Origin of the sequence: Aurantimonas coralicida DSM 14790 (assembly GCF_000421645.1) — a bacterium.
Classification (GTDB): Bacteria; Pseudomonadota; Alphaproteobacteria; order Rhizobiales; family Rhizobiaceae; genus Aurantimonas; species Aurantimonas coralicida.
Map to the genome: position 1 here is coordinate 136,213 of NZ_ATXK01000001.1, position 12,875 is coordinate 149,087.

Annotated in this window: 13 protein-coding genes; 12 read left to right on the forward strand and 1 reads right to left on the reverse strand. The window is 66.9% G+C overall.

The genetic code is table 11. The annotated features are described in order from the left end of the window. Positions 1-15: 15 nt before the first annotated feature. Positions 16-795, reverse strand: a complete 780-nt coding sequence (locus H536_RS0100655) for an SDR family NAD(P)-dependent oxidoreductase (RefSeq protein WP_051141475.1) — start codon at positions 793-795, stop codon at positions 16-18. A 183-nt stretch (positions 796-978) separates the two neighbouring features. Here H536_RS0100655 and H536_RS0100660 point away from each other — a divergent pair, with 183 nt between their 5' ends. From H536_RS0100660 to H536_RS0100715, 12 genes are all read left to right on the forward strand, one after another. Then, positions 979-1,836: a D-amino-acid transaminase gene (locus H536_RS0100660; RefSeq protein WP_024348630.1), complete on the forward strand. Its 858-nt coding sequence runs from the start codon at positions 979-981 to the stop codon at positions 1,834-1,836. 140 nt (positions 1,837-1,976) lie between these two features. Continuing rightward, a complete protein-coding gene (locus H536_RS0100665; RefSeq protein WP_024348631.1) occupies positions 1,977-2,765 on the forward strand; it encodes a DeoR/GlpR family DNA-binding transcription regulator in 789 nt (262 codons plus the stop codon). A gap of 94 nt (positions 2,766-2,859) precedes the next feature. Continuing rightward, positions 2,860-4,359, forward strand: a complete 1,500-nt coding sequence (glpD, locus tag H536_RS0100670) for a glycerol-3-phosphate dehydrogenase (RefSeq protein WP_024348632.1) — start codon at positions 2,860-2,862, stop codon at positions 4,357-4,359. Positions 4,360-4,383: 24 nt separating this feature from the next. Beyond that, positions 4,384-5,466 carry an ABC transporter ATP-binding protein gene (locus tag H536_RS0100675; RefSeq protein ID WP_024348633.1) on the forward strand — a complete coding sequence of 361 codons (1,083 nt, stop codon included), beginning with the start codon at positions 4,384-4,386 and terminating at the stop codon, positions 5,464-5,466. 10 nt (positions 5,467-5,476) lie between these two features. Next, on the forward strand, positions 5,477-6,559 hold the full coding sequence (locus H536_RS0100680; protein ID WP_024348634.1) for an ABC transporter ATP-binding protein: 1,083 nt from the start codon (positions 5,477-5,479) through the stop codon (positions 6,557-6,559). An 11-nt stretch (positions 6,560-6,570) separates the two neighbouring features. After that, positions 6,571-7,461 carry a carbohydrate ABC transporter permease gene (locus tag H536_RS0100685; protein WP_024348635.1) on the forward strand — a complete coding sequence of 297 codons (891 nt, stop codon included), beginning with the start codon at positions 6,571-6,573 and terminating at the stop codon, positions 7,459-7,461. Next, complete coding sequence (locus H536_RS0100690) at positions 7,454-8,368, forward strand: carbohydrate ABC transporter permease (protein ID WP_024348636.1); 915 nt, start codon at positions 7,454-7,456, stop codon at positions 8,366-8,368. The genes H536_RS0100685 and H536_RS0100690 overlap by 8 nt, the downstream gene beginning before the upstream one ends. A gap of 40 nt (positions 8,369-8,408) precedes the next feature. Continuing rightward, complete coding sequence (locus H536_RS0100695) at positions 8,409-8,693, forward strand: DUF2160 domain-containing protein (RefSeq protein WP_029702490.1); 285 nt, start codon at positions 8,409-8,411, stop codon at positions 8,691-8,693. 92 nt (positions 8,694-8,785) lie between these two features. After that, positions 8,786-10,525, forward strand: a complete 1,740-nt coding sequence (locus H536_RS0100700; protein WP_024348638.1) for an ABC transporter substrate-binding protein — start codon at positions 8,786-8,788, stop codon at positions 10,523-10,525. Positions 10,526-10,607: 82 nt separating this feature from the next. Next, positions 10,608-12,092 carry a glycerol kinase GlpK gene (gene glpK / locus H536_RS0100705; protein ID WP_024348639.1) on the forward strand — a complete coding sequence of 495 codons (1,485 nt, stop codon included), beginning with the start codon at positions 10,608-10,610 and terminating at the stop codon, positions 12,090-12,092. A gap of 76 nt (positions 12,093-12,168) precedes the next feature. After that, a complete protein-coding gene (locus tag H536_RS0100710; protein WP_024348640.1) occupies positions 12,169-12,438 on the forward strand; it encodes a type II toxin-antitoxin system VapB family antitoxin in 270 nt (89 codons plus the stop codon). After that, positions 12,438-12,833 (forward strand): type II toxin-antitoxin system VapC family toxin, encoded by a 396-nt coding sequence (locus H536_RS0100715; protein ID WP_024348641.1) that lies wholly within the window; start codon positions 12,438-12,440, stop codon positions 12,831-12,833. Before H536_RS0100710 ends, H536_RS0100715 begins: the two co-directional genes overlap by 1 nt. Positions 12,834-12,875: the final 42 nt, after the last annotated feature.

Consider the following 12,875-nt stretch of genomic DNA (forward strand, 5'->3'; position numbering starts at 1 on the left):
CCGCGATCGCGGTCCTTATTTCGGGGCCATGCGGATGGCGCCGTCGAGGCGGATCGTCTCACCGTTGAGCATCGCGTTCTCGGCGATGTGGACGACCAGCCTGGCGTATTCCTCGGCGGTGCCGAGGCGCGAGGGGAACGGCACCGCGGCGGCCAGCGAGGCCTGCACCTCTTCCGGCATGCCGGCCAGCATCGGCGTCTCGAAGATGCCCGGGGCGATGGTCATCACCCGGATGCCGGTCTGCGCGAGATCGCGGGCCATCGGCAGCGTCATGCCGGCGATCGCCGCCTTGGAGGCCGAATAGGCGAGCTGGCCGATCTGGCCGTCGAAGGCAGCGACCGACGAGGTCGAGACGATCAGGCCGCGTTCGCCATCGGCGTTGAGCGGGTCGCCCTCGGACATCAGCTGCGCCACCTGCGAGGCCATGTTGAAGGAGCCGATCAGATTGACCGCGATCACCTTCTGGAACAGTGCCGGGTCATGGGCCGCGCCCCGCGAGATGGTCTTGCGGCCCGCCACGATGCCCGCGCAATTGACCAGGATGCGCGGCGTGCCGATCGCCTCGACGGCCAGCGCCAGTGCCTGCCGGACCGATTCGGAATCGGACACATCGCAGCGCACGAAGACGCCGCCGATCTCGTCCGCGACCGCCTGCCCGGCCTCCTCGTTGAGGTCCAGCACCGCGACCTTGCCCCCCTTGGCGGCCAGTGCGCGAGCCGTGCCGCGCCCGAGACCCGAGCCTGCGCCGGTCACGATCGCCGGTGTCGTCGTTCCGATATCCAAGCATTTCTCCATGCGTTGCGGGTCGGGACCGCGAAGATGCGGCGCCTCGCCCCTTGGGATGTGATCTATTGCCGTAGCCCCGCGCGTTCCCCGGCGAAAGCCGGAAATGATGCCGGCGCGCGATCTTTCCCCCTCGTCTTCCACCCGGCCGCGCCACGTCGTATGCACGGCAGCGATCTGTCACAGGAGTCCGGCATGTCCCGTACCGTTTACGTCAATGGCGCCTACGTTCCCGAGGAAGAGGCGACGATCTCGGTCTTCGACCGCGGCTTCCTGTTCGCCGACGGCGTCTACGAGGTCACCACCGTCCTGTCCGGCAAGCTGGTCGATTTCGGTCCGCACATGAAGCGGCTGGCGCGCTCGCTCGGCGAACTCGACATGCCCTCGCCCGCCAGCGAGGAGGACTTGCTGACGATCCACCGCGAGCTGGTCGCCCGCAACGGCCTCGACGAGGGGCTGATCTACATGCAGGTGACCCGCGGCGCCGCCGATCGCGACTTCCTATTCCCGCCGAAGGACACGGCGCCGTCCCTCGTCCTGTTCACCCAGGCCATGGTTCTGCGCGACAAGCCGGCGGCGCGCACCGGCATCCGCATCGCCTCGGTGCCCGACCTGCGCTGGGCGCGCCGCGACATCAAGACGGTGCAGCTCCTCTACCCGTCCATGGCCAAGATGGAAGCCAAGTCCAAGGGCGCCGACGATGCCTGGCTGGTCGAGGACGGCGTCGTCACGGAGGGCTCGTCCAACAACGCCCATATCGTCACAGCCGACGGCACGCTGATTACCCGCGACCTGTCGCATTCGATCCTGCACGGCATCACCCGCGCCGCGGTGCTGAAGCTGGCGGCCGACGACGGCGTCAAGGTCGAGGAGCGCAGCTTCACCCTCGAAGAGGCGAAGAACGCCAGCGAGGCCTTCGTCACCTCCGCCTCCACCTTCGTCATGCCGGTGGTGGAGATCGACGGCCAACCGGTCGGCAGCGGTGCGCCCGGACCGATCGCCAGGCGCCTGCGCGAGATCTACCTCGCCGAGGCCGACCGCACCGCCATCTGACGGCCTCGGGACGCCGGCCGCTCGGCACGTCGCCGGTCGGCGCCGCGACCGCCAGCGAAGCCGGTGATCGGCTTCGCTTTCGTTTCTTGCGCTTCGGTTTCGTTTTGCCCATGATCGCTCCGTCACGGGAGGAGTGAACCATGCTGTCGGACCGACAGACACAGATACTCGAAAGTGCCAAGCGCAGCGGCCGCGTCTCGGTGGAGGAACTGGCGGCCCGCTACGACGTGTCGGTCCAGACCATCCGTAAGGACCTGAACGACCTTTGCGATCAGCGGCTTCTGGCCCGCGTCCATGGCGGCGCGGTGCTGTCTTCCGGCGTCGAGAATGTCGGCTACGACGCCCGCCGCACCATCGCGGCGGACGAGAAGGGCGCGATCGGCCGGGCGGTTGCCGATCTCGTGCCGGACCGCGCCTCGCTCTTCGTCAATATCGGCACCACGACCGAGGCCGTCGCCCGCGCGCTGCTGCGCCATGCCGGGCTGATGGTCATCACCAACAACATCAACGTCGCCACCGTCATGCGGCCCTATCCGGAGATCGAGGTGGTGATCGCCGGCGGCGTCGTGCGCCGCTCCGATGGCGGCATCGTCGGCGAGGCGGCGGTGGATTTCATCCGCCAGTTCCGGGTGGATTTCGCCGTCATCGGCGTCTCGGCCATCGATCCCGACGGCTCGCTCCTGGATTTCGACTATCGCGAGGTGCGCGTCGCCCAGGCGATCATCTCCAATGCGCGCCACGTCATCCTGGCGGCAGATTCGTCCAAGTTCGAGCGCAGCGCGCCGGTGCGGATCGGCCATCTCGACCAGGTCCACACCTTCGTCACCGACGTCGCGCCCGACGGAATCCGGCAGATCTGCCAGGAGCGCGAGGTCCGTCTGATCGAGGCCGGCCGGCGCGATGCGACCAAAGCCGACGCCGCCGAGTAGTTTTCGTTTGACGTTCGGTTTGGTTTCGTAATAGCCTCCTCACATTCGCAATCGCAACCTCAAATGTTGCGGTGCGAAGCCTGGGGAGGCTCTTCTGGATTACGACGTTTTCATCATCGGTGGTGGAATCAACGGCTGCGGCATCGCCCGCGACGCCGTCGGCCGCGGCTACCGTGTCGGGCTCGCCGAGATGAACGATCTCGCCTCCGGCACGTCCTCCTGGTCGACCAAGCTGGTGCATGGCGGCCTGCGCTATCTCGAACACTACGAATTCAGCCTCGTGCGCCACGCCCTGATGGAGCGCGAGGTGCTGTGGAGCATCGCGCCGCACATCATCCGGCCGCTGCGCTTCGTCCTGCCCCACCATGACGGCCTGCGCCCGGCCTGGCTCCTGCGCCTCGGCCTGTTCCTCTACGACCATATCGGCGGCCGGCGGAAGCTGAAGGCGACGACCACCGTCGATCTCGACGGGCCGCTGGGCGCGCCGTTGAAGGACGATTTCCAGAAGGGCTTCGAATATTCCGACGCCCGCGTCGACGACGCCCGCCTCGTGGTCCTCAACGCCCGCGATGCGGCGGCGCGCGGCGCCGACATCATGGTCCGCACCAAGGTGACCGAGGCGCGGCGCGAGAAGGACGGCTGGGTCATCGCCCTCCACGACCAGGAGACCGGCGCGGTCCGCTCCGTCACCGCGCGTTTCCTGGTCAATGTCGGCGGCCCCTGGGTCGACGCCATCATCCAGAATGCCATGGGCCGCAACGGCGCCAACCACATCCGCCTCGTCCAGGGCTCGCACATCGTCACCCGCAAGCTCTACGACCACGACCGCGCCTACATCTTCCAGAATGCCGACGGGCGGATCATCTTCACCATCCCCTACGAGGACGACTTCACCCTCGTCGGCACCACCGACCAGGACTATGAAGGCGACCCGTCGCAGGTGGCGATCAGCCAGGGCGAGATCGACTATCTCCTGTCGGCCGCCAGCGAGTATTTCGCCAGGCCTGTCGTCGCCGAGGACATCGTCTGGACCTATTCCGGCGTGCGCCCGCTCTTCGACGATGGCGCCTCGAAGGCGCAGGAGGCCACCCGCGACTACGTGCTGAAGGTCGAGGGCGAGAATGGCGAGGCGCCGGTCCTCAACTGCTTCGGCGGCAAGATCACCACCTACCGCGTCCTGTCGGAAGAAGTGCTCGGCAAGATCGCCCATCATCTCGGCGCCAAGGGCAGGAGCTGGACCGGCGACGAGCCGCTGCCGGGCGGCGACTTCGCCGTCGACGGCGTCGGCGCGCTGGAAGCCGCACTGCGCCAGGCGGCGCCCGAACTCGACGCGGCGACGATCCACCGGCTCGTCCGCTCCTACGGCACCGACGCGGCGAGATTTGCCAGGACCGGTGCACTCGGCCGGGATTTCGGGCACGGTCTCTACCAGGCCGAGATCGACTGGCTGATCGCGGAGGAATGGGCTCGCACGGCAGAGGATATCCTGTGGCGCCGCACCAAGCTCGGCCTGCGCTTCAGGGCCGACGAGACGGACGCACTGGCGCAATATGTGACGCAGCGACAGAATGAACGGAGGACGGCCGCCGAATAGAACCGGCGCGTCTGGGAGGACACATTGCTCGAATTGCAGAACGTCAGCCGCAGCGTCGGCGGCGAAAAGCACATCATAGACGTCTCGCTGACCCTCGACCGCGGCTCGCTCAACGTGCTGCTCGGGCCGACGCTGGCCGGCAAGACCAGCCTGATGCGGCTGATGGCCGGCCTCGACGCGCCGACGTCGGGCCACGTCGTCATGGACGGCAAGGACGTGACCGGCGTGCCCGTGCGCAAGCGCAACGTGGCCATGGTCTACCAGCAGTTCATCAACTACCCGACCCTGACGGTCTACGAGAACATCGCCTCGCCGATGCGCATCGCTGGCAAGTCGGCGGCCGAGATCGAGGCCGCCGTCCAGAAGGCCGCGGCGCTGATGAAGCTGACGCCCTTCCTCGACCGCACGCCGCTCAACCTCTCCGGCGGCCAGCAGCAGCGCACGGCGCTCGCCCGCGCCCTCGTCAAGAACGCCGAACTGGTGCTGCTCGACGAGCCGCTGGCCAATCTCGACTACAAGCTGCGCGAGGAACTGCGCGAGGAACTGCCGAAGATCTTCGCCGAGACCGGCGCGATCTTCGTCTATGCAACCACCGAGCCCCACGAGGCGCTGCTTCTGGGCGGGCGCACCGCGACCCTGTCCAAGGGCCGTGTCACCCAGTTCGGCGAGACGCCAGACGTCTATCGCCAGCCCCATGACCTCCTGACCGCGCGCACCTTCTCCGATCCGCCGCTCAACGTCATGGCCTTCACCAAGGCCGGCAGCCGCTTCACCTCGCCCAACGGCGTCGTCTTCGAGGCCGCGCCGAGCCAGGCAGCCCTGCCGGACGGCCGCTATCTCAGCGGCATCCGGCCCCATCACCTCACCGTCGAGACCGGCGACACCACCGGCACCGTCTTTCCGGCGGTGATCAGCCTGACCGAGGTCACCGGGTCGGAGACCTACATCCACGCCGAGGTCGGCGAGGACCGGATCATCGCCCTCGTCCACGGCGTGCGCCGCCACGAGACCGGCGAGACCATCCGCCTGTCCTTCGATCCCGCCAGCCTTCTCGTCTTCGACGAAGCGGGCAACGCCGTCGCGGCGCCCGCCCGACACGCGGCCTGAGGAGAACGCCATGGCCCGCATCCGCCTCGACCATATCCGCCACGCCTATTCGCCGGCCCTCGCCGCGGCCGACATCTACGCCCTGCGCGAGGTCCACCACACCTTCGACGACGGCGGCGCCTATGCGCTGCTCGGGCCGTCGGGCTGCGGCAAGACCACGCTGCTCAACATCATCTCCGGCCTGCTGACCCCGTCCGAGGGCAGCGTCCTGTTCGGCGACGACGACGTGACCATGCTGACGCCCGAGGCGCGCAACATCGCCCAGGTGTTCCAGTTCCCGGTCATCTACGACACCATGACGGTCCGCGAGAACCTGGCCTTCCCGCTGAAGAACCGGAAGGTGCCGGCCGCCGAGATCAAGACCCGCGTCGAGGACATGATCGGCCGCATCGGCCTCGAGGCGAAGGCCGATCGCAAGGCCCGCGGCCTCACTGCCGACGAGAAGCAGAAGATTTCGCTCGGCCGTGGCCTCGTGCGCTCCGACGTCAACGCCATCCTCTTCGACGAGCCGCTGACCGTCATCGACCCGCACATGAAGTGGCAGCTGCGCTCGGAACTGAAGCAGCTCCACCGCGAATTCGCGATGACCATGGTCTACGTCACCCACGACCAGACCGAGGCGCTGACCTTCGCCGACAAGGTCGTCGTCATGTACGAGGGCGAGGTCGTGCAGATCGGCACGCCCGAGGAACTGTTCGAGCGGCCCCAGCACACTTTCGTCGGCTATTTCATCGGCTCGCCGGGCATGAACGTCCTACCCTGCCGGATCGACGGCAGCGACGCGATGGTCTCCGACATGCGCATCGCCCTGCCGGGCGGCCGCGCGGCCTATGCCGCCGGGGCGAAGACCGAACTCGGCATCCGGCCGGAATTCGTCACCATCGTCGACCGCGGCGACGGCGACGCCGTGCCGGTGACCATCGACAAGGTCGAGGACGTGGGATCGGAGCGCATCGTGCGGGCCCGGCTCGGCGAGCATCCGCTGAGCGCCATCGTGCGCGAAGGCGTCGCCATCCCCACCGACGCGGCCATGCGCTTCGCGCCCGACGCGCTCAATCTCTATGCCGATTCCCGGCTGGTCGGACGGGTCTAGGGAGAACGCACATGGACAAGACCTGGAACAACAAAGCCTGGTTCATGGTCATGCCGGTGCTGGTGCTGGTCGCCTTCTCCGCCGTGATCCCGCTGATGACCGTGGTCAATTACGCGGTGCAGGACACCTTCGGAAACAACCAGTTCTTCTGGTACGGCACCGACTGGTTCGAGGAGGTGCTGACCTCGGCGCGTTTCCACGACGCCCTCGTCCGCAACCTCGCCTTCTCGGCCATCATCCTGACCATCGAGGTGCCGCTCGGCATCCTCGTGGCGCTGGCCATGCCCCGCAAGGGGATCTGGGTGCCGGTCTGCCTCGTCCTGATGGCGCTGCCGCTGCTGATCCCCTGGAACGTCGTCGGCACGATCTGGCAGGTCTTCGCGCGCACCGACATCGGCCTGTTCGGCTACACGCTCGCCTCGCTCGGCCTCGACTACAATTACGTGCAGGACCCCTTCGACGCCTGGGTCACCGTCATCATCATGGATGTCTGGCACTGGACGAGCCTCGTCGTCCTCCTGTGCTACGCCGGCCTCGTGTCGATCCCGGACGCCTATTATCAGGCCGCCAAGATCGACGGCGCCTCGCGCTGGGCGGTGTTCCGCTTCATCCAGCTGCCCAAGATGGGCCGCGTGCTGCTGATCGCCGTGCTGCTGCGCTTCATGGACTCGTTCATGATCTACACCGAGCCCTTCGTCGTCACCGGCGGCGGACCGGGCAACGCCACGACCTTCCTGTCCATCGACCTGGTGAAACTGGCACTGGGCCAGTTCAACCTCGGCGAGGCGGCGGCGATGAGCCTGATCTACTTCCTGATCATCCTCGCGCTGTCCTGGGTCTTCTACACCATCATGACCAATGTCGGCACCGAGCGCCCGATGAAGGGAGGCGACAATGACTGACACCACGGCAAACCGCGACGTCGTCGAGGCCCCGGGCGCCGGCGCCGTGCCGCCGACCGGCCGCTCCGGCGAGGCGATCGCCCGGCGCAGCCGCAAGGCATCCGGCGGCTTCCGCTGGAAGGCGCTGATCCCGATCCTCTACATCGTCTTCCTGCTGCTGCCGATCTACTGGCTCGTCAATATGAGCTTCAAGACCAATCAGGAGATCCTGAGCGGGCTGACGCTGCTGCCGGAAAACCCGACCCTGCGCAATTACACGGTCATCCTGACCGACCCGTCTTGGTACAACGGCTACATCAACTCGATCATCTATGTCGTTCTGAACATGGTGATCTCGGTCTCGGTGGCGCTGCCGGCGGCCTACGCCTTTTCGCGCTTCCGCTTCCTGGGCGACAAGCACCTGTTCTTCTGGCTTCTGACCAACCGCATGGCGCCGCCGGCGGTGTTCGCCCTGCCCTTCTTCCAGCTCTATTCGGCCTTCGGCCTGATCGACACGCATATCGCCGTGGCGCTCGCCCACTGCCTGTTCAACGTGCCGCTGGCGGTGTGGATCCTGGAAGGCTTCATGTCGGGCGTGCCGAAGGAGATCGACGAGACCGCCTATATCGACGGCTATTCCTTCCCGCGCTTCTTCTTCAAGATCTTCACCCCGCTGATCGCCAGCGGCATCGGAGTCGCGGCCTTCTTCTGCTTCATGTTCTCCTGGGTCGAGCTGCTCATCGCCCGCACCCTGACGGTAACCGACGCCAAGCCGATCTCGGCGATCATGACGCGCACGGTCTCCGCCTCCGGCCTCGACTGGGGCGTCCTCGCCGCGGCCGGCGCCCTGACCATCATTCCCGGCGCGATCGTGATCTGGTTCGTGCGCAACTACATCGCCAAGGGCTTCGCCCTGGGGAGGGTGTGATGCGCATCACCGCACCGACAGCCAAGACGGAGGCCTGCCGATGATCGACCTCAGCTGGATGGCCTGGACCTGGCCGACCGCCACCTTCTTCATCGCGATCTTCGCCCTCATCGCCCTGATGGGCGTCTGGGAGAAGGTGTCGCCCGGCGGCAATCCCCGCGTCGGCATCCTGCGCTTCGAGACCACCCGCGGCGACCGGCTGTTCGTGTCGCTGCTCGGCTCGGCCTTCATCTGCCTCGGCTGGCTGTGGGGCGTCGACCTGCCGCTCTGGTATGCCCTCGGCCTCTGCGCCGTCTTCTTCGTTCTGGTTTTCCGGCTCGTCTGACGGGCCGGAACCGGGCCACACCGCGTCGTCGCCGGTCGACGCGGACATGCCCATCGCTCGCACCGGCTCACACTGGGAGGACATTCGACATGATGAAACGATATCTGATGGGAACGGCCGCCACGTTGGCGATCGCCCTGGCCGCAGGGCCGGCCATGGCCGACATGGAGGCGGCCAAGAAGTTCCTCGACGCCGAGATCGGCGATCTGTCCACCCTGTCCCGGGAGGAGCAGGAGAAGGAGCTGCAGTGGTTCATCGACGCGGCGAAGCCCTATCAGGGCATGGAGATCAAGGTCGTCTCCGAGACCATCACCACCCATGAATACGAGTCCAAGGTGCTGGCCCCGGCCTTCACCGCCATCACCGGCATCAAGGTCAGCCACGACCTGATCGGCGAGGGCGACGTCGTCGAGAAGCTGCAGACGCAGATGCAGTCGGGCGAGAACATCTACGACGCCTACATCAACGATTCCGACCTGATCGGCACCCACTGGCGCTACCAGCAGGTCCGCAACCTGACCGACTGGATGGAAGGCGAAGGCAAGGAGGTCACCAATCCGGGCCTCGACCTCGACGACTATATCGGCACGTCCTTCACCACCGCGCCGGACGGCAAGCTCTACCAGCTTCCCGACCAGCAGTTCGCCAACCTCTACTGGTTCCGCTACGATTGGTTCAACGACGAGAAGAACAAGGCCGACTTCCAGGAGAAGTACGGCTACGAGCTCGGCGTGCCGGTCAACTGGTCGGCCTATGAGGACATCGCCGAATTCTTCACCGGTCGCGAGATCGACGGGAAGAAGGTCTATGGCCACATGGACTACGGCAAGAAGGACCCGTCGCTCGGCTGGCGCTTCACCGACGCCTGGCTGTCCATGGCCGGCAATGGCGACAAGGGCATCCCGAACGGCGTGCCGGTCGACGAATGGGGCATCCGCGTCAACGAGCAGAGCCAGCCGACCGGCTCCTGCGTCGCGCGCGGCGGCGACACCAACGGCCCGGCCTCGGTCTACGCCATCGAGAAGTATCTCGACTGGCTGAAGGCCTACGCCCCGCCGGAGGCCCAGGGCATGACCTTCTCCGAATCCGGCCCGGTCCCGGCCCAGGGTGCCATCGCCCAGCAGATCTTCTGGTACACCGCCTTCACCGCCGATGCGGTCAAGGAAGGCCTGCCGGTGGTCAACGAGGACGGCACGCCGAAATGGCGCATGGCCCCCTCGCCGCACGGCGTCTACTGGGTCGACGGCATGAAGCTCGGCTACCAGGACGTGGGCTCGTGGACCCTGATGAAGTCGACCCCGGTCGACCGCGCTCAGGCTGCCTGGCTCTACGCTCAGTTCGTCGGCTCCAAGACCGTCGACGTGAAGAAGGCCCATGAGGGCCTGACCTTCGTGCGCGAATCCACCATCCGCGACGAAAGCTTCACCGAGCGGGCACCGGAACTCGGCGGTCTCATCGAGTTCTACCGCTCGCCGGCGCGCAAGCAGTGGTCGCCGACCGGCACCAACGTGCCGGACTACCCGAAGCTGGCACAGCTCTGGTGGCAGGCGATCGGCGACGCGTCCTCGGGCGCCAAGTCGGCCCAGGAAGCGATGGACTCCCTCTGCGCCGAGCAGGAAAAGGTGATGGAGCGCATCGAGCGCGCCGGCATCCAGGGCGACATCGGCCCCAAGCTCAACGAAGAGCAGGACATGGAGTACTGGGTGGAGCAGGCCAAGGCCAACGGCACGCTGGCACCTCAGCCCAAGAAGGAAGACGAGAAGGAACAGCCGATCACCGTCAATTACGACGAGCTGGTGAAGAGCTGGGCCGACGCCAACGCGTCCAAGTGACCGTCTGACATCTGAGAAACGAAGGCCGGGGTCAGCCCCGGCCTTCTGCCATCGCGAACACCAGCATCCAGAAGGGGACGGCATGTCCGGATACGTTCTCGCCATCGACCAGGGCACGACGTCGACCCGTGCGATCGTCTTCGACGACGGCTTCCATATCCGCGGCCTCGGCCAGCAGGAATTCCCGCAGCATTTTCCCCATTCGGGCTGGGTCGAGCACGATCCCGAGGACATCTGGACCTCGACGCTCGCCACCATCCGCACGGCGCTCGCCGACGCCTCGCTGTCGGCCTCCGACATCGCCACCATCGGCATCACCAACCAGCGCGAGACCACGCTGATCTGGGATCGCGACACCGGCAAGCCGATCCACAACGCCATTGTCTGGCAGGACCGCCGCACCGCCGAATTCTGCCGCAAGCTGGTCGCCGACGGCCACGAGCCGGAGATCACGCGCAAGACCGGGCTCCTGATCGACCCCTATTTCGCCGGCACCAAGATCGCCTGGCTGCTCGACAATGTGGAGGGTGCCCGGGCCCGGGCCGAGGCCGGCAAGCTCGCCTTCGGCACCGTCGACAGCTTCCTCCTGTGGCGGCTGACCGGCGGCCGGGTCCATGCCAGCGACGCCACCAATGCCTGCCGCACCATGCTCTTCGACATCGAGGCGCATGACTGGGACGACGATCTCCTGCGGCTCCTCAGAGTGCCGCGCGCGCTGCTGCCCGAGGTCAAGGATTGCGACGCCGCCTTCGGCACCAGCGACCCCGGCCTCTTCGGCGCCGCCATCCCGATCTGCGGCATGGCCGGCGACCAGCATGCCGCGACCCTCGGCCAGGCCTGCTTCCAGCCGGGCATGCTGAAATCGACCTACGGCACCGGCTGCTTCGCCGTCCTCAACACCGGCGACACCAGGGTGCCCTCCTCCAACCGGCTCCTGACGACGATCGCCTATCGGCTGGCCGGCCGCACCACCTTCGGCCTCGAGGGCTCGATCTTCGTGGCCGGCGCCGCGGTGCAGTGGCTGCGCGACGGGCTCGGCCTCGTCGACCGCGCCGACCGCACCGGCCCGATGGCGGGGGCCGCCGACGACGCCCAGGAGGTCTATATGGTGCCGGCATTCACCGGCCTCGGCGCGCCCTGGTGGGACGCGGAGGCGCGCGGCGCGATCTACGGCCTGACCCGCAAGACCGGCCCCAACGAGCTCGCCCGCGCCGCCCTCGAATCCGTGTGCTTCCAGACCGCCGACCTGTTGTCCGCCATGAAGAAGGACTGGACCGGCGCCTCCGACACCATCCTGCGCGTCGACGGCGGCATGGTCGCCTCCGACTGGACCATGCAGCGCCTTGCCGACATTCTCGATGCCCCCGTCGACCGTCCGGTCGTCCTGGAAACCACGGCGCTGGGCGCCGCCTGGGTTGCCGGACAGAAGGCCGGCGTGTGGCCCGACATGGCCGGCTTTGCCGAACGCTGGAACCTCGAACGCCGCTTCGAGCCGCGCATGGATGCCGTCACCCGCGGCCGCAAGCTCGCCGGCTGGGCCGATGCGGTGAAGCGGACGCTGAGCTGAGCCGTTCGGCGCGTCGCTGGACACGCGGATATCCCGACACTAAGTTAGGGATATCCTTGCGGATCGGAGCACGATCATGCCGCTCTATGTGAAAGACCCGGAAGTCGGCGAACTCGCCGAGAAGCTCGCCGCGCTGACGCAGACGACCAAGACCGAAGCCGTCCGGCGCGCCCTTCGCGATGCTCTCACCCATGCCCGCACCACAAGCGCGCCGGAAACAGGCGAGGCGTCCTATGTGGAGCGGGGGCTGCGTTTCTCCCGCGACATTCTGAACGATTATCCCCCCGGTGCGCATCCGCAGCCGGTCACAAAGGAATGGATCGACAGCCTCTATGAGGACGGCTGATGTATGTCGATGCATCGGCCCTCGTCGCACTCATCCTGGCGGAACCGGATGCGCCGGACATCCTTGCGCGGATGGAATCGGCGGACCGGCTGTTCACCAGTCCGACCGGCCTGTGGGAAGCGGTGGTTTCCTGCACCCGCCGCATGGACTGGGACCCTGAAACCGCGCGGTCTGCTGTCGCGAGATATCTCGACGGAATGCAGATCGCCGTCGTGGACATGCCCGCAGCAACCGCGGACCGCGCCATCGACGCCTATGCGCGCTACGGCAAGGGTCGGCATCCGGCAGCGCTGAATTTCGGCGATTGCTTCGCCTATGCCTGCGCCAAGCATTTCGACGTGCCGCTGCTCTACAAGGGCAACGACTTCGCCCGGACCGACATCGACGCCGCCTGACCGCCGGTCCGCCGCGCAGCTAAGCAATGCGATGCGCCTCAC